Genomic DNA, 23,455 nt, shown 5'->3' on the forward strand with positions numbered 1-23,455 from the left:
TGCCTCCAGGAAGTGAGCGCTTTATGGCGCGAAAAGTGCCGAGAATATGACAAAGTCGCAATATTCGTTGAAAACCGGATATGAATGAGCGGGTAGCTCCCCGGTTTCTACGTATTAGCGAAATAATATGGTAAGCGAACATCCCCCGTATGTCCGGTCGCCGGACGGCACCCCGCGCCCGGCCGGACCTTTGGGTCAGACGGTCGCCTTGGCTTTCGTCTTGCCCGTCTGGCCGAGCTTCGCCTTCGCCAGCGGCGTGAAGATCGTCACATCATACTTCGCCAGACGCTCGCGGAGCTCGGGGGTCGGTTCGCCAAAGCCCTGGACGCTCATATCGGACACGGCGAGCACGGCGTCAGGGCGATTGCCGAGATGATCGATATGCTCGATCACCGCCTCGCTGTCGCGGAATTGCTCGATCAGCACGGCCTCATGGCCGGCCTCATTGATGAACCAGTCATACAGGAGCGTGCCGGTGTCGAGCTGGTCGACGATGCGGATGCATTCGTCCACAGCCTTGCGAAAGGCCTCCAGCTTGCCGTCGTGAATACTGAAATGTGCATGGGCCCGAATGTCGGACATGTCGGTTTCCTCCCGGAAATGGGGTGTGGTGGGGACGTAAATGGACCGGGACGGAGCCGGACTGCGTACGCGTAAAGGTCTCCGTACCGGCTGGCGGCAGCATGCGCCTTTCCCGCCAGAAAGTCAGGGGCGAGGCCGATCACGATTGATGAATGCCCGGCTGCTCAGCACCGATAGCGCCACGACCTGACGGCTTGGCGATATGAGGGGTGCGGAATGCCGGCTGATGCCGGATTGTGTGTAGGTGTGAGTGACATCAGGGACATCCCGCACACGGAGATTTGCTGGCCCCCTCACGGGTGCCCTCTCGAAACCGGCCTGGACAGACAGTCAGCGCTTTTGCTGCCGTTCCGAGCCGATGGCCTCACCGGATCCGGTCGTGGTCAACCCGACCGGAGCGGGCAAGCTCCGTTCTTCCCACACCCCCGGATAACCGGTCCGGGCCTCGAGCGGTGCGAGAACGGGGGTGATTATGCGGGACGTCTGGAGGGTGGGGATAAGTTTATTCGGTCGGGTCGTCAGACATCAACGCTTCCGGCTCTTCGGCTTCGGCCTCGGCCCCGACCGCCATGCGCACCTGGTAAGTGTCCGCATATTGCTGGAATTCGGTGATCCGGCCGTCTTCCACGGTGAAGAAATGGGCGACCTGGGCGCTGATCTCGGCACCATTGGCCGTATTGCGCGCCTCGTAGCGGCCGGTGGCGATCACGCGGTCATCACCGCTCGGCATGATGTCCTCGACCACGACATTCCAGTAGTCCCACTCCGCCACGACGGGGCCGATGACGCCCTCGAGCACCGCATCCGGGCCGATATAAGGATTGCCGTCGGCATAGGGGAAATTCTCCGCTTCGTTCCAGACGATGTCTTCCGACAGAATCCCCACGAAGGCCGGCACATCGCCCGCCGCAAAGGACGCATAGAGCGCCTCGACCGTCGCCACATTCTCAGCCTGCGTCTCCGCCAGATCGTCGCCGCCGCCGGAACAGGACGCCAGCATCAGCGCACCCAGCGCCACAAAAACCGTTCTCATGATATTTCCCCCCCAGGGTTTAAACCTGCCCGACGCTACGCGTTACGGGGGAGTGCGGCAAGGAAATGCGGGGTGGGGAGGTCCCGGATCTTCGCCCGGGATGACAAGGCGAAGGTGGTAGTTGCGGAGGCCGCCCGCCCGGGCGCACCCGTTCTTAAATCCCATGCCGGGACAAGGCCGGATAGACTTCGGGTGCTCAAGGGTGAAACCGCGCAGCGGCGGCCCGCCGGGCCGCCCTTGACCACCCGAAGCCTATCCGGCGCACTGGCTGGCAAGAGATTTAAGCCTCACTCCGCCCATTCGCGCCGAACGATCGCCTGCAACTTCTCCAAGTCCGACGAGTCCACCAGGCGGTGGATGATGCGGTGGCAATTGGGGCAGAGGACGGCGAAGTCTTCAACGGTGAAGCGGGCCATCTCGTTTTCGGCGAGGTGACCAATCGCGGTGAGGTGGTGGGCGTCCAGCATCTCTGCGCCAGTCTCGCCATAGACGGCTGTCATATCGGTGAAACAGCCCATACAGATATCGGGATAGTGCGCTTTGACGGCTTTGGCGTGGGCGGCATTCCGCTCGGCGACGCGGTGAAGATTATAGCGCTTCACATAGGAAAGGTCCGCTTTGCCCAGCCCATCAGCCTTGGCGGCTTCGACCATGCTCTCCAAGGATGTCGGGCCGCCATTCGCTGCAATGGTGATATGGGCGTGGAGGATGGCTTTGAAATCTCCGATCAGTTCTTCGTCGGACGGCAGCGCATCCGCCTGATAGGTCCGGCCGAGCACATGGCCGGCTTCATAGAGTGGGCCAAACTTATGACCTTTCGAATATGCTCCTAAATCGATGTCGTCCGTATTGAGCCGACTGGGAGTGTCTGGTCCTCGAGTCCTCATAAGCTGGGCGCGCCGCTTCAATTCGGCGAGGGCATTCTCTCTTCCCACCTTCTTCTCAAGGAGCGCACAGCCCTGCTGAATGGAAAGAGCGAGTCTCTCTCCGTCTGCGCTGAGTAGATAGGTGACATAAAATCCATCTTGTGTCGTCGTGCTAATCAATTGATCCACCACGGCAACCCACGATATTTCCGCCCAAGAGGATGGCCCCGTACTTCCCTTCGGCTGGAACCGGTCGCGATGAACGATGTGTGCCGTCAGCGCTTCCGGAACATCATAAATAACTGCCTGATGTGATGCTGTTCCCCGCTTTAGGCGCGGCTTTGCAGCGCGGTCGGCGGGGTAGGTGGTGAGCCAACTTAGGAGTGCGTCTCTCATATCGGCACTCTTGGTTGGTAGGGGCGGGAGATCAAGTGGTTAGTGGGGTGGGGCGCTTTCACCACCTCATGCCATCACCCTACTTGTCATCCCGGCCGAATGCCCCGCGAAAGCGGGGCGTAGAGCCGGGACCCATAAACACTGGAGTTTGTCGATAGCGAGTGCGATGTCGGTTTCGAGCCGGCTTCCGGCCGGCTCCACGCGTATAGGTCCCGGATCTACACCCGGATCGCTCCGCGGCCGGATATCCGTCCGGGATAACAAGGTGGGGTGGGGGAAATGGTGTGTGTCCCTGTTTTCCGTGTTCCCGTTTTTCCGCTCCCTGTATCGACGCGCACGATCTCGCGCCAAAGTTGCCGGCAATTCTAGCATAATCTATAGCTGGGTTACTGATCGATCTTCAGGGGAGGCGATAATGAGCTTTAAGGAAGCTGTGGGTGGACTTGCCACCCGACTGGCGAAGGCAAAGTCTCAGGCGGATATTTCCGAGGAGGCGACCAAGCAGGCAGTTGTCCTGCCCTTCCTCAAGGAGCTCGGCTTCGACGTCTTCGATACGACAGAAGTCATCCCCGAATACACGGCGGACGTTGGCATCAAGAAAGGCGAAAAGGTCGATTATGCGGTCGCAATCGGCGACAGGATCGAATTCATTATCGAGGCCAAACCGCTCAATGCCAATCTCGGCAATGTCCAGTACAGTCAGCTCTATCGCTATTTCGGCGTGACCGAAGGGCGGATTGCTATCCTCACCAATGGCGCGGACTATTGGTTCTTCACCGATATCGACGCGCCCAACAGGATGGATGAGCGACCCTTCTTCAAATTCTCGCTGGAGGCTTATGATGACGCCGACCTGCGCGAGCTGGAGAAGTTCTCCAAGTCGGCCTTCAACATCGATCTCGTTCAGGAGACCGCTGCCGGCCTGAAATACTCTCGCCTGGCCGCCGCCTATATCACCGAGCAGATTCAGAGCCCGGACGACGAGTTCGTGAAGCTGGTCGGGCGCAGCTTTTACGAGGGCAATTTGACCGCCAAAGTCGTGGAAGGTCTGAAGCCGAATATCCGTCGCGCTTTTGATGACATCATCCGCCAACGCGTTCGTCAGCGCCTGGAAGTCGCGCTGGGGGATGATGATGGGAATGATCCTTCGGAAGAGGCCTCGGCCGTGACGCCGGTGGCCCCCAAGAGCGATATTCATACGACTGAGGAGGAATGGCGCGCCTTCTACATCATCCAGGCGATCGCCGCTGAAGTGACCGACGCTTCAAACATCGCGATCCGTGATGCCAAGGCGTATTGCGCCATCCTGTTCGACGACAATAACCGCAAACCGATCTGCCGGCTCTTCCTCGAAGGCAAGACCAAGTCGGTGATCTTCTTCGATGCTGGGAAGAACGAGGATCGCGTCTATGTTGATGGGCCGGATGATCTCTATCGGCACAAGGCGCGGATTAAGGATGTGGTGGCGCATTATGCTGGTGCGATGGAGGGGGTGTAACGGCCATTCTTGAATGGCCTTACCATTCGTCCGGTCTGGAAATATTGGTCCCCGGAATTTGTTCCGGTAATTGCGCCTTGGCGAGGTGCCTGGAGCGCAATTGCTTTCTGAAATTGGCGTGGCGTGCAAGCTGTTGCGACGCGCGGCGCGCGGCCGGAGTGACGAGGCCGGTCGTCTTGCCCAGAGCCCGGACGCGTTTCATGGCCTCGGCCAGATCGCTGTCATTCGAGACGATGACCGCGGCGTCATAGAGGTCGCGCCAGGCGTCGTCGACCATGTGGACGGCCAGATTGACGTCGGAGCCTTTTTCTTCGGTCTTGATCACGTCCACGGTGCGTGCGCCGTTTGCGGCGGGCGACGCGAGGGGCATCCGCGTCGTGTGCGAGAGGAAGTGACCGAAGACGAGTTCGACGCGGGGGCAATGTGCGGTCAAAGCCCGCAGATAGGCGTTCTGCCTCTGGGCCACGGTCGGATCGTCCGGCCGCGATTTGATCCGTGCGGTGAACAGCTTGATGGCTTGTACGTCGTTCCGCGGCAGGAGGCCGGTCATCAGGCGTTCCAAGTCCAGCCATTTATGCGGCGTGCCCTTCAGGGCGCCGTAATACAGGTTGAAGCCGTCGACATAGACATGGGTGCGCATAAAGCAAAGGCTCCCGAAGGAGCCTTGCGCCCGACGGACGAAGCACGCCGGGGGAGTTAACCGGTGTATAGGCCCCGATGGATTGGGTCGTCAATGGGCAGTGTTGCGAGACAATATACACGTAAAACGGGTGAAATCAATCATGTTTGTTAAGGTTGTGGCGCGTGCATCGCCCTGACCGGACCGTCCAGCCGCTCAGTCGGCTTTGAGCTTCATAATCTCGTCCCGCAACCGCGCCGCCTCTTCAAACTCCAGATCCGCAGCAGCCTCGCGCATGCGCTTCTCCAGATCGGCCACCACCGCGGTGATATTCTCCCCGCCGGCAAAACCAGCCTGGCCGCGATCCGACAGCCCTTTCGGCTTGCCGTCGCCCTTCTTGCGGCCCTTGGCGGCGACGCCGCGGCCTTTGGCCTGGGACTCCATCACCTCTTCGAGGATGTCGCTGATGCCGCGGGTGATGGTGGTCGGGGTGATGCCGTGTTCTTCGTTATAGGCGATCTGCTTGGTGCGGCGGCGGCTGGTTTCGTCCATGGCGCGTTGCATGGAGCCGGTGACGCGGTCGGCATAGAGGATGACCTTGCTGTCCGCATTGCGCGCGGCGCGGCCGATGGTCTGGATGAGGCTCGTTTCCGAGCGCAGGAAGCCTTCCTTGTCGGCGTCGAGAATGGCGACGAGGCCGCACTCCGGAATGTCGAGGCCTTCGCGCAGGAGGTTGATGCCTACGAGGATGTCGTACTCGCCCAGGCGCAGATCGCGGATCAGTTCGATGCGCTCCACCGTGTCGACGTCGGAGTGCATGTAGCGCACGCGCAGGCCCTGCTCGTGCATGTACTCGGTGAGGTCCTCGGCCATGCGCTTGGTGAGCGTGGTGACCAGGGTGCGATAGCCGGCCTCGGCGGTAGCGCGGGCCTCGGCGATGACGTCGTCGACCTGTGAGGCGCCGTCGGCGGCGACGGGGCGGACCTCGACCGGCGGGTCGATCAGGCCGGTGGGGCGGATGACCTGCTCGGTGAACACGCCGCCCGTCTGGTTGAGCTCCCAGGGGCCGGGCGTGGCCGAGACGCAGACCGTCTGCGGGCGCATGGCGTCCCATTCCTCGAATTTGAGCGGGCGGTTGTCGAGGCAGGAGGGCAGGCGGAAGCCGTGATCCGCCAGGGTTTTCTTGCGGTTATAGTCGCCCTTGTACATCGCGCCGAGCTGCGGGATGGAGACATGGCTCTCGTCCGCGAAGACGAGGGCGTCCTCGGGCAGGTATTCGAACAGTGTGGGGGGCGGCTCGCCCGGCTTGCGGCCGGTGAGGTAGCGGGAATAATTCTCGATGCCGGCGCAGGAGCCGGTGGCCTCGAGCATTTCCAGATCGAACTCGGTGCGCTGCTGCAGCCGCTGGGCCTCAAGGAGCTGGCCGTTCTCCTCCATCCAGGCGAGGCGCTGTTTGAGCTCGCGCTTGATCTGCACGATGGCCTGGTTGAGCGTCGGGCGCGGCGTGACGTAGTGGGAGTTGGCGTAGAATTTCACGCTCTTGAGGTCGGCGATGGTCTTGCCGGTGAGCGGGTCGAATTCGGTGATGGCCTCGACCTCGTCGCCGAAGAAGGCGATGCGCCAGGCGCGGTCGTCATAGTGGGCCGGGAAAACCTCCAGGCTGTCCCCGCGCAGGCGGAAGGTTCCGCGGATGAAGGCGGCGTCGTTTCGCGTGTATTGCAGATCGACGAGTTGCCGCATCACCGCACGCGGATCGACCTCGTCGCCGGGCTTCAGCTCGAAGGTCATCGCGGTATAGGTCTCGACCGAGCCGATGCCGTAGATACACGACACCGAGGCGACAATGATAACATCGTCGCGCTCGAGAATGGCCCGCGTGGCCGCGTGGCGCATCCGGTCGATGGCCTCGTTGATGGAGGATTCCTTCTCGATATAGGTATCCGTCCGCGGCACATAGGCCTCGGGCATGTAGTAGTCGTAGTAGGAGACGAAATACTCGACAGAATTCTCAGGAAAAAACGACTTGAACTCGCCATAGAGCTGGGCGGCGAGGGTCTTGTTGGGGGCCAGGATCAGGGCCGGGCGCTGCACCGCCTCGATGATCTTGGCCATGGTGAAGGTCTTGCCGGTACCGGTCGCGCCCAAAAGGACCTGGTCGCGCTCCTCGGTTTCGAGCCCCTCGACGAGCTCCTTGATCGCCGCGGGCTGGTCGCCCATCGGGGTGTATTCGGAGACGCATTTGAAGCGTTCGCCGCCCTCGGACTTCTCCGGTCGGTCCGGACGGTGCGGGGTCCAGCCCTCCGGCGCCTGGCGCGGGAGCTGGTCCAGCACGAAGTCTTCCGGAGCGGTAAGCGTGTCGTCGACGGTCAGTCTGGTCATGTCGCCAGATATAGGCGGCACAAGCGAGCGGAGCGAGTCCCGCGCTGTTGCGCCTCGTGACAGCGCGGTGTCAGCAGCGCTCATATGAGATTAACCACACGTAGGGCGGTGTTAAGGAAGCGGGGGCAGACTAAAGGCCTGAAAACAGGGAGAAGCCCGATGTCCGCCGCCCGTCTTGATGCGATTACCGTCCTCCTCGTCGACGACAGCCGTCCGGTGCGAACGGTGCTCAAGACGCTCCTCAAGGGGCTTGGCGTGACGCGGATCTACGAGGCGGCCGATCCGGAATCGGCCCGCGCCATGGCGTTCACGGTCCGCCCCGACATCGCCCTGATCGATTACGACCTCGGTTGCATGACCGGGGTCGAGTTGATTCAGGACTTCCGCACCCAGAAGTCCGGTCCGGCTCCGTCCATGCCGCTCATCCTGCTGGCGCCGACCTGGCAGCCGCATCTTGCCGAAGGCGCGCGCGAAGCCGGTGCGGATGCGGTCCTGCCCAAACCGGTGACCGCCCGCATGCTGGGCGAGCGCATCGCGGCTCTGGCCGCCCTCGGCCCGACGGCCGAAAGCGGTCTTTCCACTGTCACCGCTCGTGCGAGTTAGCCAAGCCTGTTAACCCGGCGGCAATGCATTCATGAAATATAACGGATTCGAACTTCCTGTTCGGAGCAGGCTATGCCGAGTGATTGTCTCCAAGGCCTCAGCATTCTCGTCGTCGAGGACATGCCGTCCATCCGCAGCCTCGTCTGCCGGCTGCTGAACACTTGCGGCTGCGAAAATGTGTCCATGGCCGCCGATATTGCCTCCGCCTGGGAAGCGCTGAATGCGGATGTCTACGATATCGTCCTGCTCGACCACGATCTGCGCTGCCGGCGGACGGGTATCGACCTCATCCACATGGTTCGTGCCTCGGACGCCTGTATCAATCAGGACGTTCCGATCATCCTGCTGACTGCCAGCAATGAAATGTTGATCGTGACGGATGCGGTTCGCGCCGGATGTGACGGCTATCTCGTCAAGCCGGTTCCCCCGGACGTCATGGCCGAACGGATTATTGCTGTACTCGATACCCGTGCGCATGCCGGAAAGAATGTCGGCGACGTCGTCTGGCTGGACAGTCAGCGCCCGGCCCAGGGCTTCTGATTTTTCACTGGCTTTGCGTTGGAACAAGTTACGCAAACGCCCGCCCTGCGGGCGCAGGGCGGGCGCTTATGGCAAGGGCTCCGCAGGGTTACTGTCCGAAAGTCAGACGACCGCCAAGCAGAAGGTTGTGGCTTCCATATTCGACGGGAAGGCCGGCGAGGTCAGCATCTTCGGCCGACTGGTAGCGCCACTCGGCGAACAGGCTGAACTGCTCATTAGCCTGCCAGCGGCCACCAGCCATGGCCTGCCATCCGAAGACCCATTCTTCGTCTGAAAAAGCCGGAAACTGGTTGGCACCATCATATTCGACTTTCACCTGACCGATGCCGAGGCCGACATAGGGCGTGATCGGGCTGTCACCCATATCGAAATCATAGAGGCCATTTACCATCACGCTCAGCGAGTCGAGGCTTGTCGAATAGCCTTCATAGCCGCGGCTGGTCGAGTAGATGTCGAGCTCGACGTCGAAATCGCCGATCAGGTCGGTGATGCCCAGAGCAACGCCGCCGCTCCAGTCGCCTTCGACCGTGAAATCGAGCCCGTTATAACCGTAATCGCCTTCGAAGGCGTATCCCGCGGCGCCTTCGATATAGATGTCGCCTGATTGGGCGAGCGCCAGTGGTGCTGCAAGCAATGTCGCAGCGGCACCCATTACAAATGTTTTCATGACTGTCCCCATTACTGACGGGGAGCAAAAATTGCCCCGCCGTTAACCAACACCTTATAAGAGGGGCTGGGGCTCAGCAAGAAAAGTTTTTTTGTACAACTAAGGTTTTACGTCCGGTTATTGTGGGACGTGAATGGTTCAGGCGTCGTCGAACACCTCCGCTTCGATCACCGCGTCGAGGCCGAGCTCGAGATAGTCGCCCAGCATGGGAACGCCGAGCAGATAGGTCGATGTCGAGCCGCTGTGACGGTCGTCGGCGGCTTTCACGGCGCTCGCGAAGTCCGGGCCATCATAATCGCCGCGGCCGATCCAGTAGAGCGCAACGAGTTCCGACTGGGCTTCCTCGTCGAGGGAATCGACCCAGTCCTCGATTTCCGTGCGTATCGGATCCGTATCGCCGGTCTGCAGCGTTTCGACCGCATCGGTCTCCTCGCTGTCGGGATCGCGCTCGAAGTCCTCGATCTGTTCCTTGCTGTCGTAGGCCCGAGCCCGAAGGATCAGCTTCCGGACGGTTTGTTCCGAGATGTTCATGGCATCGTCCTTTCAAGCTCGATGCAGCGGACGCGTGACAAATAGCACTCTAGCATAGGGAAGCGGGTAAGTGACCAATATCCGGGGGTGCGACATGGCGGCGCGGACAATGCAGACCTGTCGCCCGGATCAAGACTTGGTTAAGGTCAGCCGGGGCAGAGTGGCCCCTCAACTGATTCATTCCGGCTTCCACGAGAGCTTATGTCCGGCAGCTTCGAACGCATTCGAGTCCTGATCGTCGAGGACAATGCGCACATGTCGACCATTCTGCGTACGATCCTCCAGGGGTTCGGCGTGAGGACGATCGTCGAGGTGCGCGATGCGGCCGACGCCTTCGAGACGATGCGCGATGTGAACCCGGATTTCGCGCTCGTCGACTACATGCTGGGCGATCTGAACGGGCTCGAATTCACGCGCCTCGTCCGGACGGCTTCGGACAGTGCGAACAAATACCTCCCCATCATCATGGTCACCGGACACACCGACCGGTCCAAGGTGATCGAGGCGATCAATGCGGGCGTGAACGAATACCTGGCCAAGCCGGTTCGACCCGTCGATCTCTTCCACCGGATTTCCGCCCTGATCGAGCGGCCCCGCCGATTCATCAAGGCGCCGACCTATTTCGGTCCGGATCGCCGCCGGCGTCAGGATCCGCGCTATAACGGTCCCTGGCGCCGGTCGACGGACGATGATGGCGGCGGCGCCGAATAACCTCGCCCACACGCCGGCTTTCGTTTTATGGACGGGGCATGCCGGTACCGACTTCCCGATTGGCTCAAGACCGGATCATGCTGCTGGCGCTTGCGCGTTCTCCGCATCCAGGGGGACGTCGAGCCGTCGGTAGATCGAAAAGACAATCACGGCTTCCCGTGCTCCAACCGCTTTTCGCTTGCGCATGATCGTACCGAAGTCGGGATTGTTGATCAGGAGGTCGGGACCGATACCGGTCACTTCCTCGCGCGTGATCATCGCCGTGTCGCAACTGAGCGGCAATCCGCATCCCGATCTGCAGGACAGCGCGTCCGCATGTCTGAACAGTGTTGCAAGCCGTGCCGCGGCATCGGCGTCCGACAGGACGACCCGTCCACACCCATCATACCCGACCGCATCGAGTTTGAAGAGAATTCCCCAATCGCTCGGCATCTCATCCTCCGTTTTGCATGCGGAGGTTGTACTTGATTTGTTCCACTATCACAAGGCGCAATCAGCCAGTGCCGGATCCAGCCTCGGCGAGGAGTGAGTCGATTTCCGCATCACTGGTGCACCAGCTGGTCACGAAACGGGCCGATCCGTCCGGCCAGCCATAGAAACCGGCACCGGCCTCGCGCAAGCCGGCAGCAAGCGTCTCGGGCAGGCGCACAAAGACTTCATTGCCGTCCACCGCGTGATGGATTTCGACGCCAGGCAGGGTGGAGAGGCCGTCCGCCAGGCGTTTCGCCCGGGCATTGGCGGTCCGCGCAAGCTCGAGCCAGAGGTCTTCGGCCAGCCAGGCTTCGAACTGGGCAGCCAGGAAGCGCATTTTGGGTGCCATGTGACCCGCTCGCTTCTGGCGTGCCTGAAGCTCCTCGATCCGGTCGGCGACCGACGGGAAGAGAATGACAGCCTCAGCGCCGAGTGCGCCGTTCTTGGTTGCGCCGAGGCAGAGTACGTCCACGCCGGACTTCCAGGTCAGATCCGCAGGCGAACAGCCCAGCGTCACTAGGGCATTGGCGAAGCGCGCGCCATCCATGTGGATGAGCGCCGGCCGATCGCGAAGCCGCGCGGTCCGCTCGCGAACTTCGTCGACAGAGTAGGCTGTACCGCTTTCCGTCAGATTGGACAGGGAAAGGACGCGGGCCGGGCTGGTATGCACGAAGCCCTCGGGGATTTCGGTCAGCGCGCGGTCGAGTTCGTCGAGCGCGATTTTGGCGTGATTGCCGCGCAGCGGGATCAGCTTGCCGCCGCCGGTGAAGAATTCAGGCGCACCCCGTTCGTCGCGGTGAATGTGAGCCTCGTCATGGCACAGGATGGCGCCATGGTTCGGACAGAGGATCGAGAGCGCCAGCGCGTTCGAAGCTGTACCGGACACCGCGAACAGTATTTCGAGATCGGTTTCGAAAATCTCGCTCAGCTTGGCTTTCACGCGCGCGGATATCGCGTCGGCGCCGTAGCTGGCCGCATAGCCGGTATTGGCTGTCGAAATCGCCTCGATGAGAGCGGGATGGGCGGGGGCAGTGGTGTCGGACAGGAAATTCATGGCCGCAATGGAGCGGGCTGCCGCGGCGAGGTCAATTCCCGAATGCGGGATCGGGGTGCTGGGGCGGTAGCGATTCGCGCATCTGGTCCGCTCCGCTGGTCGGTCGGTCGGCCGGATTGTCCAGCGTAGGCTGTCCATCTAGGTCGTTGACCGGCAGCCCCGCCGCCTCGTAGAGCGCACGAATTTCCTCCTCGGACATCTCGGCAAAAGCCGCTTCGCCCGCCGCAATATTGGCCTCGCTGGCATAGCGCAGCAGGGGCAGACCCTCGCTGCCGTCGCTCGGGGGGCAGTTCAGGGCATCGCGATTCCCGTCCGACGTGGACAGGCAGAAGATTTCTCGCACGGCATATTCCGTCGTCCCGTGGCCTCCGTTTGGAAGCGGAATCGGTACGGCGTTGAGATCGTAGGCCGGAAAGCTGTCCTCGGTCTCTGTCTCCGCTGAGTCGCCGGCGGTATCTTCCTCGTCATCGTCATCTTCGCCCTGACTCGAAGCAATAGCCCGTTCGGTCGGCTCCGGGGATACCTCAACGGGGTCGTGCAAGGGCGCTGTTTCCGGTGCTGGTTCCGGCATGGCTTCGGGGATGGGCTGGGATTCCTGGGCAGGTTCGGGCTCCGGAGCAGGGGCGGGCTCGGGCTCAGGAGGCGGAGCGGGTTCCGGTTCTGCGACGTGTTCGATCTCGGCTGGCGCTTCGGGGAGCGGTTCAGTCTCGACAGGGGCCGGCATGACGAAGCTGACGCTGACATAGTCGACGGGGGGTGCGATTTCGATCCGTACCGACAGGGCCAGCAGGATCCAGACGATCACGCTGTTGACGATACTTGTCCCGGTCAGTGCGATCAGCCGGCGGCGCGTGTCTTCCGACATGGGAAGGTGCGCGGCAAGCTTCGCTCCGAGCGCTTCCAGGCGCCTCCCGACGGATCTCAGGCGCGTCCTGAACTCCTCGCCCAATCAGACCTCCACAACGTCCCCGACAAGACCTGAGTACCGGACACGGTCTGGTTTGAACAGGGAGGGTCGCGTTACGGGACCGCAATGATACCGGGCCGGGAGAGGGTGACGGAGAGCAGCATCACGAACCGCTAGCGCGGCCCAGGGCCATGGAAATGACGCCGCTCTCCGTCGATTGCGCGAGCCCGGTATTGGCAAGGCGGACCGGCGCAAACGGGTTACCAGATCCGCTGTTCTCCGCTGGCAGCAAGCCAGAGCAGCGCGATCGGCATGATCAGCAGGCCGAGAGTCATTGCTTTGCTCCCGGAGCGCTTGGGGTGGCGGGGGCCGTCTCGGACGACCGGATTTCAGGAAAGCCGCTATCGGCCCGGGCATCCGCCCAGAGCACGAGGCTTGCGCTGAAGACCATCAATGCCAGCAGGATGGCAAACCATCCCTGGCCTCCGGCGGCGGCAGTCGATTGCGTGGCTTTCATATCGTCCTCCCCGGGAGTGCCGGACGCCTCGCCTGCGAGGGTGAAAGACGAGGCGCCCGGCGGTCCTGTCCCGAAAACGACGCTGAACCCGGAACAGGGATGAGGCGGGGCGAGTTTGGGGCGATTGCGTGGTATTGTGGGGCGAAATCATGGCACGTCAGGCCTGTAAGGTCGTGCACGGAACCGGCCGATTTACAACTTGAACGCTTTCAATGTGGAACTAATATCTCACTAGTGGTTAGGTGCGGCGTTACGCTAACCTCCGTCCCTCCGCTCGACGGGAGTTCGGAATGCCCAGTAGTGCGACGGCACATTTTTCACTGAAATCCGGGTCGTGGGTGCCGCGAGGTATTCGCCGCGCGACGCCGAGTACGCTCTGTCTTCTGACGGTGCTGGTGCTCGGCCTCCTCGTAATGAGCGGCTGGGTGGTGAAGAGCGCTTTCCTGGTTCAACTCGTGCCCGGCTTCACGCCGATGCAATTCAATACCGCTCTGTGCTTCTCTATGTCGGCCCTGGCCTTTCTTCTGCTCGAGTACGGACGCAAACGGGCGGCGGGTGGCGTGGCGGCATTCGTATTGGCGCTGTCCTTCCTGACCCTTCTGCAATACCTGACCGGGCTGAGTTTCGGCATCGACGAGTTCGCCGTCGAGCATTTCCTGACCGATCAAACGAGCCATCCGGGACGTATGGCGCCCAATACTGCAGCCGGCTTCATTACGGCCGGTCTGGCGGGGGTCATGATGGCGTCGCTCCGCCGGCCGGACAGGGACGTCACAGCCGGCCTTCTGCTAGCGCCGGTTCTCGTGGGCCTCGGCGGCATTTCGCTTCTCGGTTATGCCACGGGGATTGAGGACCTGCTCGGCTGGAGCCGGCTGACCCGTATGGCACTCCACACCTCGGTCGGATTCGTCTTGCTCGGCGCGGGCGCGTTCGCGTTGACGCTCGTCATGGAAAGGCAGTCGGGCCGTTCGCGATCATTGACCTATATTGCACCGGCGATCGTCCTGCTCGTTTCCGTCCAGATCGGGCTCTGGATCGGACTGAACCATTATGAGCAGGAGAGGTTGGCCGCGTATGCCCAGAGCGGGCCGGTTGTCCCGCGCTCGGCCCTTCCGGAAGTCGTGCTGGGGATAGGCTTGCTGCTCACCGGCGTCATCGGTCTCGCGATTCATCTCATGCACCGCAACCAGCGTCTTCTGCGCGTCGAGCAAATCAATCGCGAATTGCTGGCCCTCAACCGCGAGCTAGACCAATTCGCCTATGCTGCCTCCCATGACTTGCGATCCCCCCTGCGAGGCATTGCGGCGCTGACGGACTGGCTCCACGAGGATCTGGGCGGTGAAGTCTCCGGGCGCTCGGAGCGTCATCTGCGCCAGCTAAGCCAGCGCATTGAGCGGATGCAGCGACTGCTCGATGCCATGCTCAGCTATGCCCGGATCAGTCGCCTTTCCCACGCCGTCGAGCCGGTTTCCGTGGCCGAAGCCGTGGAGGCCCTGACTGAGATTATCGACATGCCGGATCGTTTCAGTGTCCGGGTCGATGCCAGGCCTGAAACAATCAGGGTCGACAAAGCGGTGTTCGAACTCGTTCTGGTGAATCTGGTCGGGAATGCGGTGAAGCATCATGACCGCGACGGCGGTGTGATCACGGTCACTGTCCGTGCCCGTGGGAACCGTTATGAGATAAGCGTTGAAGACGATGGTGAGGGTATCGATCCACGCTTTCATGACCGGATTTTCGATGTTTTCCAGACGCTTCGTCCCCGCGACGAACTCGAAGCGGCGGGTATGGGCCTCGCTATCGTGCAGAAGGCGCTGGCTTCGGTGAAAGCCGAAATACGTGTCCAGTCGGATCCGCCGCGCGGGCGCGGTACCCGGTTCGTGATAAACTGGCCCTTCGGCGACACGGATGCCGAGGGGCTGGAGGCGGTTAAGGCTTTTGAGAACAAGAAGAAAGAAACAGACCCATGATCCCCAATGCCCAGATACGTCCGGACGAAGTCACTCTTTTCGTCGTGGATGACGACGAAGTTGACGTGGAAATGATCGAGCGTGGTCTGGCCGCGCTGGACATCGTCAATCCGACGGTGCGCGCGCGCGATGGCGTCGAAGCGCTAGAAATCCTGCGCGGCGAGCATGCCGAAAAGCGGATAGAGGGCCCCTTCGTTATGCTCCTCGATCTCAACATGCCCCGCATGAACGGGATCGAGTGCCTTTCCGAGATCCGTCGGGATGAAGCCCTCAGCCGCTCCGTTGTTTTCGTCCTGACGACATCGAATGCGGAGAGCGACAAGATGGCAGCCTATGAGCGTAATGTCGCCGGTTATGTCCTCAAAGCGCGAGCCGGGCTGAAGTTCGAGCGGGTTCTCACCATGCTTCAGCAGTATTGCCGCAATGTGGATTTGCCCTTGATCGAAGGCCTGAAGGGCGGCTCGGACGCCGTGCACTGAGTGTGCCCCCGTGGAAGCGGCGTTTTTGCCCTATTGGAGCATTCGTGTGTCAGGTTTAGGTTTCGCTCGTCCAGTCGCCTGAATCAGGAATGCTCCCATGACCTTCACGCCGTCCGCCGCGCTTCAGCGCGTGAAACCCTCTGCCACTCTCGCCGTGACCCAGAAGGCGCGCGATCTCAAGGCGAAGGGCGTGGACGTGATTTCCCTGGGCGCCGGCGAACCGGATTTCCAGACGCCCGAGCACATCGCCGACGCCGGTATCGCAGCCATACGGGCGGGGCATACCAAATACACGGCGGTCGACGGCATCCCGGAACTCAAGGACGCCATCATCGCCAAGTTCAAGCGCGATAACGGCCTCGACTACGCAGCCGATCAGATTCATGTGGCGCCGGGCGGCAAGCCCGTGATCTTCAATGCCTTTGCAGCCACGCTCAACGAGGGCGACGAAGTCATCATTCCGGCGCCCTACTGGGTGACCTATCCGGAAGTGGTGCGTCTTGTCGGCGGAAGCCCTGTCTGTGTCGCGACCCGGATAGAGAGCGGCTACAAGATTACGCCGGACGCGCTGGAAGCCGCCATTACGCCGAAGACGCGCTGGCTGATCCTCAACTCGCCCTCGAATCCGACCGGTATGGGCTATACGGCGGACGAGCTGAAGGCGCTTGCCGACGTGCTGCTGCGGCACCCGCATGTCTGGGTCATGACCGACGACATGTACGAGCACATCGTCTACGAGGGCTTCGAATTCGCCACCATCGCCCAGGTCGAACCGAAGCTGTACGACCGCACGCTGACCATGAACGGCGTTTCCAAGGCCTATTCCATGACCGGCTGGCGGATCGGCTATGCCGGCGGGCCGGTCGAATTGATCGCGGCAATGCGCAAGATCATCAGCCAGACCACGTCCAATCCGAGCTCGGTCAGCCAGTGGGCTTCGGTTGCCGCCCTTAATGGCGATCACGGCTTTCTGAAAGCGCGTAATGATGCCTTCCTGCGCCGTCGCGATCTGGTTCTTGAAGCTGTGAACGGCGCCGAGGGGCTTGTGGCCCCGAAGCCGGAAGGTGCGTTCTATGTGTTCGCGGACTGCTCCGGGTGTATCGGGAAGAGGGCGCCGGACGGAACCGAAATCCGGAATGATACGGATTTTTGCGCTGCCCTGCTCGAGGCTGAGGCCGTCGCGGTTGTGCCCGGCGTCGCCTTCGGTCTGGAGCCGGGTTTCCGGATTTCCTATGCGACCGACGATGCCTCGCTGGAGGAAGCTGGTCGCCGTATCCAGCGCTTCTGCGCATCGCTCAGGTAGTTATTGGCATCCTCTATGGCTGGGCTAGTTATTCCTGATTTGTGTTATGAAGTTGGGCGGTGCATACACAGGCCAACGCCGCGGCGAGGCCGCATGTGAACCGAACTGGAGGATGAAATGAGCATCAATATGGGTCTGTCCGACGTGCAACGCGAGACTATGGCGAAAGCGGTGACGGCTGTCCTGGCGGATACCTATGCGCTCTATTTCAAGACGCACGTCTATCACTGGAACGTTACGGGACCGCGCTTCCATGATCTCCACGCGCTTTTCGAGCTCCAGTACAACGAGCTCTGGGCGGCGACGGACGTGATCGCCGAGCGGATTCGTGCACTCGACGTGGTTGCCCCGCGTTCCTACGGCGAGATGCAGGATGCGTCCTCGATCAAGTCCGGCGGCGACGCCAAGGACGCCAATGACATGCTGCTCGATCTACTCAAGGGGCACGAGACGGTCGTGGCGACGATCCGCAAGGCTCTGGCCCTGGCGAGCGAGCATGGCGATGAGGCGACCGCCGATATTCTGACTCCGCGCCTGACCGAGCATGAAAAGACGGCGTGGATGCTGCGTTCCACGATCGCCTAGATCACGCGACTGATTTTCGATCATTGACGCCCCGGTCCTGCGACCGGGGCGTTTTTGCGTGCGACTTGTGTCCGGACAGAAAAAAGCCCCGGCCAAAAGGCCGGGGCTGAAAGTGAAAGCGGGCGGGGTAGCCCGAAAAAGACGGCGCCGGACCCGAAAGGGGGAGGAGAGGGTCCGGCGCGATGTGCATACCGTATGGGGAGGAGACGGGTATGCAGAACTCAGAAGGGGGGTTCTGAGGAGCGGCGTCGCCGCCGCGTCGGGTGTGTATATGATGCATTTGCCTTCGGCCCACCAGAGACGTTGCGTCATGTTGGCTATGCACATTTGCCGTAAAGCCGTATGCCCGCCATGCAATCGGGCCGGTTTCGGACACATTTCACCGATCTCCGTTCCGGCAACCTCTTGTTAACCGCAATTGCGGCATCCGGGGACGGAAATCGGGGGATTTTTCATGAAGATTGGATTCCAGCGCCGACGCGCGGACGAACCGTTTGCGAGCACGCCGGATTCGACCCTGTCCGACGCTGAGGCGCAACCGCAATGGGCCGAGGCCGTTGCGCAGGCCATCGGTACGCTGGGCACCGGCGAGGCCGCAGCCGAGGCCCGCGCCGATCTGCCCGCTCCGGTCAAGGAAGCGCTGGAATGCCTGGAAGCCGTCATGATCCGTCGCGAAGAGCAGGCGCTCGACCGGGTCGTCGGTTTTTCGATGAGTTCCAGCGAAGCGATGGCCGCCGTTGCAAAAGCAACAGGCGACATCGCGTCGCTCGACACCAGCAGCCAGCTCATGGCCGGATCGATCGACGGCATTGATGCCGCGATCCGCGAAATATCCGAGGTTTCGGCCTCGGCGAGCGGGGTCCTGCGCGACTGCGTCGAGGCCACCGGCAAGGGTCTGGACGAGGTCGCCCAGTCCGCCGGTCAGATGGACAAGATCGATCTCGCCTATGAGCGCATCGTCGCGCGAGCCGCGGCACTGGAGGCTGCATCAGGTCAGATCACCGAGATTCTCGACACCATCGCCGCGATCGCGGGCCAGACCAATCTGCTTGCCCTCAATGCGACGATCGAGGCTGCCCGGGCAGGCGAGGCCGGGCGTGGATTCTCCGTTGTGGCCCAGGAGGTCAAGGCCCTTTCCGGGCAGACCGAGGCCGCGACAGGCGATATTCGCGAGCGGATCGAGAATCTGCAGTCGGAGGTCTCCGGCATTATCGGTGCGGTGCGTGAATCCACGACGGCTGTTGCCGACGGCAAGGCGGCCGCATCGCGCGCCTCCGACCAGGTCGGCGCCGTGCGCGAGAAAGTCGGCGAGGGTGATACGCTCGTTACCGATATCGCGCGACTGATCGAGGAACAGACCCGTGCGACGCACGAATTGTCGGGCGGAGTATCCGAAGTTGCCCAGACCGCTGCGCGCGTCCATGAACGGGCAGAAGCCGTCATTCGTGCGGTCGCGGACAGCGATGTGATCGTGAAGCAGGCATTCTCCGAAATCGATGGCACTCATCTGCCCGATTACGTCCTGCATCGCGCCAAATCGGACCACTTCCTCTGGAAGAAGCGACTTGCGGAAATGCTGGTGGGGCGGACCAATCTTACCGAAGCCGAACTCAGCGATCACCATGCCTGCCGGCTGGGGCGCTGGTATGACAGCGTCGACGACGAGATGATGAGGGGGCTGCCGGCCTTCCGCGATCTCGAGGCGCCGCACGCGCAGGTCCACCATGAAGGGCGTGAGGCGGCCCGTCTGTGCGCGCTGGGCGACAAGGCTGGCGCCGAAGCGGCCGTGGAGCGGATGGAAGTCGCGTCTGATCAGGTCATCAAATTGCTTGATCGCCTGCTCGATCGCTGATCCGGCGCGAAATCAGCTTTCCCAGCGGCGGGCCTGTTCGATCAGGAAGTCCCGGAAGGCGATGATGCGGCGGGAGCCGCGCAGCTCGCTAGGATAGACGAAATAGGTCTCGAAATCCGGACCATCGAGGTCCGGAAGGATCCGCTCGAGTTTCACATTTTCGCGGGCGACATAATCCGGCAGGGCCGCGATGCCCATGCCGGCCTCGACCGCTTTCATGACGCCGTAGATCGTATTCACTTCGACCACGGCAGGACGTGGCGGAGCACCCTCGGGACGACCGGCCTTGGCCGCCCAGTCGAGACCCGGGATGGGCGCCATCTGGGGAGGGCCGTAATAGATGATGTCGTGATCGTCGAGCGCCTCGGCGCTTTCGGGCCGGCCTCGACTTTCGACATAGGCGTGACTGGCATAGAGGTGCTGGTGAACGCTGAGGAGCTTGCGCTGGACGAGATCATTCTGTGTGGAGGGCCAAGGGCGAATGCCGACCTCTGCCTCGAGCCCGGCCAGATCGAGCTCGTGATCGTCCAGCATGAGACGGATATTGATGCCGGGATATTCCTCCCGGAATTCCTTGAGCCGCGGCGCCAGCCAGATCGAACCGAGTGCGGTGGGGGCCGTGACCTTGAGCTCCCCGGAGGGCTCGTCGCGGGCGTCATGGACACGTGCCTCAGCGATCGCGACCTTGCCGTGAATTTCCTTGGCCGCCTCGAAGAGAAGATTGCCTGGTTCGGTCGGGATGAGGCCGCGCGCATGGCGATGGAAGAGCGTGACGCCGAGATCGTCCTCCAGCGCTGCAATCTGACGGCTGACCGCCGATTGCGAGAGGCCGAGCAAGTCGGCAGCGCGCGTCAGCGACCCTGCCTGCGCTGCGGCATGAAAGGTCTTCAGCTTGTCCCAATCCATCGGCGCAGGCGCTCCCCCGATCTGAGTCGACTCGCGGGCAGTCTATCTGGATACGCACAAATCGCGAGTACGGAATTGAAAGCGCGATACGCGAAGCCCGGACCGTTGCCGGTCCGGGCTCCATTGTCTTGATTGTAAAATGCGGCTTATTCCGGCGAAGCGCCGCTATCCTCGTCCGCGGAGCCTTCGTTTTGGGCATCGGGATCGACCGTCGGCAGATCGATCGTGCGGACATTGCCGTAGCGGCCTTCTCCGATCAGCTCGATGCGGCGATCGAACACGGCGTCGAGAAGGACGAGCGCATTGGGGGGAAGGCTTGCACAGCTCGTCGCGACCGGCATGGGCTCCCCACGGCCGGCCGTCTCGGGGCGTGACGAATACATGGTGGCCGGACCGGCCGGTCCGGTGCAGCGGGTCGAGCCGTTGATCAGGTCGGCGACGTGCCAGTCCTCGACGCTCGGGGCGAGCGGGCGGTTGCCGCTCAGCTGCGCCTGCGTTTCTTCATTGGCGTACTGGCGCAGATGCGCGCGGAGATCGGACTCGAAGTCCGGGAACAGCGGTGCGGCATCCCGGTAGAGGTGCGAAACCCGAAGCTCGCGGCGGGCGACCTCGACGCCACGCAGGGAGTTGACGAACTCCTCGGCATTGTCGTCGAGCTGCGACCAGATACGGGTCGCGTCAAAGGCGTTGCGGGGCAGTTCCGGCCCGCCGATGGCACCGTTGAAGAAGCCGTACATCACGCGCGGGTCATCCCATTGCTGGAAGACGATCCGCAGCCGGATGTCGTTGAGGCTCAGCGGCTGGCCGGCAACGTTCAGGATCTTGGCTTCGAACACATTCTCGCGCGTGCCGTGCGCGTTCATGCGGTGAATATAGGTCACCGGGTAGTTCAACATGACCTGCTCGACGATCGCCACATTGTGCAGGTTCATCCAGTAGGCCAGCTGCTCGTTCCGGTTCAGGCGGCTGAAATCGATCTGGGAGGGCAGGGCTTCGAGCTCGGCGCGATAGGTCGTCACCGCATTCCGGTACTCGTCTGACATGAGATGATAGGCGACGCGGTTGGCTTCGAAACGATAGCGCGACTCATTGGCCGTCGAAATCCGCGTGCCGGTGTTCACCGTGCGCATGCGCTCGGGCTCGCGGTCCATCTGCGGGACGTTGAGGACCATGTCGTGCAGCAGGTCGCTCCAGACGGAGTAGTCGATGTGCATGCGCGAGGCTTCGCTTGCATGCGAGAACGCCGGAAACGGATTGGCGTTCTGGGCAGCGGCGCTGTGCGTAAAGACAGCGCCGAGCAAGGCTGCGGCGATTGCTGTATTTCTGGCGTACATGACGACCCCTAATCGATATCGACCTGACCATGCCTATACGGCATTTGTTTGGTGGCAGATTACCCCGACATGAGCAGTCTGTAAGGGGGACTGCTTGAAGTTGAGTCCCAGTGTGATGCTCGGATGCCTCAGGGCCGGAGCGGCTACTCCTGCGCGGCGAGGAAACGCTCGGCGTCGAGTGCCGCTTGGCAGCCCATTCCAGCTGCGGTCACCGCCTGGCGGTAAATGTCGTCGGTGACGTCTCCCGCTGCGAACACACCCGGGATGGAGGTTTTGGGCGTGCCCGGCTCGGTGACGAGATAACCGCCGTCCTTGGTCTCGAGCTGGTCCTTGAACAATTCGGTCGCCGGCGCGTGTCCGATCGCGACGAAGAAGCCGTGCGCCGGGATGTCGGTCGTCTCGCCGGTTTTCACATTCTTCACGCGAACCGCGGTGACGCCCGGCGGATTGTCGTCGCCGAGTACTTCCTCGACGACGCTGTCCCAGACCATTTCGACCTTCTCGTGAGCCAGCAGGCGCTCCTGCAGGACCTTTTCGGCGCGCAGGCTGTCGCGGCGGTGCACCAGCGTGACCTTGGAGGCGAAATTGGTGAGGAAGAGGGCTTCCTCGACGGCCGTATTGCCGCCGCCCACGACCACGACTTCCTTGCCGCGGTAGAAGAAACCGTCGCAGGTCGCACACGCCGATACGCCGAAGCCCTGGAATTTCTCTTCCGACGGGATGCCGAGCCATTTCGCCTTCGCGCCGGTCGCGATGATGACGCTGTCAGCGGTGTAGGTCGTTCCGCTATCGCCCTTGAGGACGAAGGGACGCACATTCAGATCCGCCTCGACGATCACGTCGGAGATCATTTCCGTGCCGACCTTTTCGGCCTGCTCGCGCATCTGTTCCATAAGCCAGGGGCCCTGGATGACGTCTGCAAAGCCGGGATAGTTCTCGACATCCGTGGTGATGGTGAGCTGTCCGCCCGGTTCCAGGCCGGCGATGATGACCGGGTCCAGCATGGCGCGCGCGGCATAGATGGCGGCGGTATAGCCGGCGGCACCGGAACCGATGATGATCAGGCGCGAATGACGCGTCTCGGACATGATGGACCTCTTGGATCGGCGGGCGGGGCCTGCAGCCCCCGAGTCGTTTCGCCCTTATATAGAGACTTCGGCGCGGACTGCACGACCTGTGTTGCAGCCCTAGTCGGACGTGGCGGGGGTGAGGGCCTGGACCATGCCCATATCGCGACCTCCTGGCCATGACATGGCGTCGAACGGCGCGGCTTCGGACGGGTCCCGGATCATCAGGTACGCCGCATAAAGATGGGCCGAACGCGTCCCGGACCGGCAATGCATGACAACCGGTCCGTCTGCGTCGGCCAGCAGCCCGGCCAGCGCTTCGGTATGTCGCGGGTCGGCGCCGTAGGGACCACCGATCGGCATCTCGACATAGCGCATGCCGCGAGCTTCGACGGCGGCGGCCATGTCGAAGGGCAGGGAGGCCGTCTCTTCCGGCGTGCGTGAATTGATCACGATCCGGGCGCCGGCCTCGGCCCAGGCATCGAGATCGGCTTCGCTCGGCTGGGAGGCGAGCCAGACATTGTCATGGCGGGTCACGATGGAGGCGTTGTCGTCGGCTGTCATGGAAAGTCCCAATGCACTCAA

Annotated in this window: 24 protein-coding genes; 9 read left to right on the forward strand and 15 right to left on the reverse strand. The window is 62.1% G+C overall.

Going from position 1 to position 23,455, the window contains the following annotated elements:
- Window positions 1–195: 195 nt before the first annotated feature.
- The 3 genes from AC13HB_RS04015 to AC13HB_RS04025 form a co-directional block, all read right to left on the reverse strand.
- On the reverse strand, window positions 196–582 hold the full coding sequence (locus tag AC13HB_RS04015) for an antibiotic biosynthesis monooxygenase family protein (RefSeq protein ID WP_482948437.1): 387 nt from the start codon (window positions 580–582) through the stop codon (window positions 196–198).
- Window positions 583–1,084: 502 nt separating this feature from the next.
- Window positions 1,085–1,615 carry a nuclear transport factor 2 family protein gene (locus tag AC13HB_RS04020; protein ID WP_482948438.1) on the reverse strand — a complete coding sequence of 177 codons (531 nt, stop codon included), beginning with the start codon at window positions 1,613–1,615 and terminating at the stop codon, window positions 1,085–1,087.
- A gap of 287 nt (window positions 1,616–1,902) precedes the next feature.
- Entirely contained in the window at window positions 1,903–2,877 is a 975-nt protein-coding gene (locus AC13HB_RS04025) for an MrcB family domain-containing protein (protein ID WP_482948439.1), read from the reverse strand.
- Between the two features lie 286 nt (window positions 2,878–3,163).
- On the opposite strand from AC13HB_RS04025, the gene AC13HB_RS04030 reads away from it, so the two are divergent.
- Entirely contained in the window at window positions 3,164–4,375 is a 1,212-nt protein-coding gene (locus AC13HB_RS04030; RefSeq protein WP_482948440.1) for a restriction endonuclease, read from the forward strand.
- 19 nt (window positions 4,376–4,394) lie between these two features.
- Here the strand turns inward: AC13HB_RS04030 and AC13HB_RS04035 are convergent, their stop codons facing one another.
- A complete protein-coding gene (locus AC13HB_RS04035; protein WP_482948441.1) occupies window positions 4,395–5,015 on the reverse strand; it encodes an NYN domain-containing protein in 621 nt (206 codons plus the stop codon).
- 195 nt (window positions 5,016–5,210) lie between these two features.
- Window positions 5,211–7,373, reverse strand: a complete 2,163-nt coding sequence (gene uvrB, locus AC13HB_RS04040) for an excinuclease ABC subunit UvrB (protein ID WP_482948442.1) — start codon at window positions 7,371–7,373, stop codon at window positions 5,211–5,213.
- Between the two features lie 159 nt (window positions 7,374–7,532).
- Between uvrB and AC13HB_RS04045 the strand changes: the two genes are divergently transcribed.
- Window positions 7,533–7,976 carry a response regulator gene (locus AC13HB_RS04045; protein ID WP_482948443.1) on the forward strand — a complete coding sequence of 148 codons (444 nt, stop codon included), beginning with the start codon at window positions 7,533–7,535 and terminating at the stop codon, window positions 7,974–7,976.
- A 72-nt stretch (window positions 7,977–8,048) separates the two neighbouring features.
- Window positions 8,049–8,516, forward strand: a complete 468-nt coding sequence (locus AC13HB_RS04050) for a response regulator (protein WP_482948444.1) — start codon at window positions 8,049–8,051, stop codon at window positions 8,514–8,516.
- 88 nt (window positions 8,517–8,604) lie between these two features.
- Here AC13HB_RS04050 and AC13HB_RS04055 read toward each other — a convergent pair whose 3' ends face one another.
- Both AC13HB_RS04055 and AC13HB_RS04060 read right to left on the reverse strand, forming a co-directional pair.
- The gene (locus AC13HB_RS04055; RefSeq protein WP_482948445.1) at window positions 8,605–9,183 is read right to left on the reverse strand and encodes an outer membrane protein; all 579 of its coding nucleotides are present in this window, start codon (window positions 9,181–9,183) and stop codon (window positions 8,605–8,607) included.
- Between the two features lie 138 nt (window positions 9,184–9,321).
- A complete protein-coding gene (locus AC13HB_RS04060) occupies window positions 9,322–9,714 on the reverse strand; it encodes a DUF3775 domain-containing protein (RefSeq protein ID WP_482948446.1) in 393 nt (130 codons plus the stop codon).
- Between the two features lie 201 nt (window positions 9,715–9,915).
- Here AC13HB_RS04060 and AC13HB_RS04065 point away from each other — a divergent pair, with 201 nt between their 5' ends.
- On the forward strand, window positions 9,916–10,425 hold the full coding sequence (locus AC13HB_RS04065) for a response regulator (protein ID WP_482948447.1): 510 nt from the start codon (window positions 9,916–9,918) through the stop codon (window positions 10,423–10,425).
- A gap of 75 nt (window positions 10,426–10,500) precedes the next feature.
- On the opposite strand, the gene AC13HB_RS04070 is transcribed toward AC13HB_RS04065, so the two are convergent.
- From AC13HB_RS04070 to AC13HB_RS04085, 4 genes are all read right to left on the reverse strand, one after another.
- Window positions 10,501–10,857, reverse strand: a complete 357-nt coding sequence (locus AC13HB_RS04070; RefSeq protein WP_482948448.1) for a hypothetical protein — start codon at window positions 10,855–10,857, stop codon at window positions 10,501–10,503.
- A 61-nt stretch (window positions 10,858–10,918) separates the two neighbouring features.
- Window positions 10,919–11,950: a threonine aldolase family protein gene (locus tag AC13HB_RS04075; protein ID WP_482948449.1), complete on the reverse strand. Its 1,032-nt coding sequence runs from the start codon at window positions 11,948–11,950 to the stop codon at window positions 10,919–10,921.
- Between the two features lie 31 nt (window positions 11,951–11,981).
- The gene (locus AC13HB_RS04080; protein WP_482948450.1) at window positions 11,982–12,815 is read right to left on the reverse strand and encodes a hypothetical protein; all 834 of its coding nucleotides are present in this window, start codon (window positions 12,813–12,815) and stop codon (window positions 11,982–11,984) included.
- Between the two features lie 373 nt (window positions 12,816–13,188).
- Window positions 13,189–13,374, reverse strand: coding sequence for a hypothetical protein (locus tag AC13HB_RS04085; RefSeq protein WP_482948451.1), 186 nt, complete (start codon window positions 13,372–13,374; stop codon window positions 13,189–13,191).
- A gap of 290 nt (window positions 13,375–13,664) precedes the next feature.
- On the opposite strand from AC13HB_RS04085, the gene AC13HB_RS04090 reads away from it, so the two are divergent.
- The 5 genes from AC13HB_RS04090 (at window position 13,665) to AC13HB_RS04110 (ending at window position 19,563) form a co-directional block, all read left to right on the forward strand.
- The gene (locus AC13HB_RS04090; protein WP_482948452.1) at window positions 13,665–15,344 is read left to right on the forward strand and encodes a sensor histidine kinase; all 1,680 of its coding nucleotides are present in this window, start codon (window positions 13,665–13,667) and stop codon (window positions 15,342–15,344) included.
- Window positions 15,341–15,823 (forward strand): response regulator, encoded by a 483-nt coding sequence (locus AC13HB_RS04095; RefSeq protein WP_482948453.1) that lies wholly within the window; start codon window positions 15,341–15,343, stop codon window positions 15,821–15,823. The genes AC13HB_RS04090 and AC13HB_RS04095 overlap by 4 nt, the downstream gene beginning before the upstream one ends.
- A gap of 97 nt (window positions 15,824–15,920) precedes the next feature.
- Window positions 15,921–17,126, forward strand: a complete 1,206-nt coding sequence (locus AC13HB_RS04100) for a pyridoxal phosphate-dependent aminotransferase (RefSeq protein WP_482948454.1) — start codon at window positions 15,921–15,923, stop codon at window positions 17,124–17,126.
- 117 nt (window positions 17,127–17,243) lie between these two features.
- Window positions 17,244–17,711 carry a Dps family protein gene (locus AC13HB_RS04105; RefSeq protein ID WP_482948455.1) on the forward strand — a complete coding sequence of 156 codons (468 nt, stop codon included), beginning with the start codon at window positions 17,244–17,246 and terminating at the stop codon, window positions 17,709–17,711.
- A 454-nt stretch (window positions 17,712–18,165) separates the two neighbouring features.
- Window positions 18,166–19,563, forward strand: a complete 1,398-nt coding sequence (locus AC13HB_RS04110) for a methyl-accepting chemotaxis protein (protein ID WP_482948456.1) — start codon at window positions 18,166–18,168, stop codon at window positions 19,561–19,563.
- A gap of 12 nt (window positions 19,564–19,575) precedes the next feature.
- Here the strand turns inward: AC13HB_RS04110 and AC13HB_RS04115 are convergent, their stop codons facing one another.
- From AC13HB_RS04115 to AC13HB_RS04130, 4 genes are all read right to left on the reverse strand, one after another.
- Complete coding sequence (locus tag AC13HB_RS04115; protein WP_482948457.1) at window positions 19,576–20,469, reverse strand: LysR family transcriptional regulator; 894 nt, start codon at window positions 20,467–20,469, stop codon at window positions 19,576–19,578.
- A gap of 146 nt (window positions 20,470–20,615) precedes the next feature.
- Complete coding sequence (locus tag AC13HB_RS04120; RefSeq protein WP_482948458.1) at window positions 20,616–21,803, reverse strand: DUF547 domain-containing protein; 1,188 nt, start codon at window positions 21,801–21,803, stop codon at window positions 20,616–20,618.
- Between the two features lie 143 nt (window positions 21,804–21,946).
- Window positions 21,947–22,891, reverse strand: a complete 945-nt coding sequence (gene trxB / locus AC13HB_RS04125) for a thioredoxin-disulfide reductase (protein WP_482948459.1) — start codon at window positions 22,889–22,891, stop codon at window positions 21,947–21,949.
- Between the two features lie 99 nt (window positions 22,892–22,990).
- Window positions 22,991–23,434 (reverse strand): protein tyrosine phosphatase family protein, encoded by a 444-nt coding sequence (locus tag AC13HB_RS04130; protein WP_482948460.1) that lies wholly within the window; start codon window positions 23,432–23,434, stop codon window positions 22,991–22,993.
- Window positions 23,435–23,455 lie beyond the last annotated feature (21 nt).

The sequence above is a fragment of the Maricaulis sp. B-26 genome (assembly GCF_056857855.1).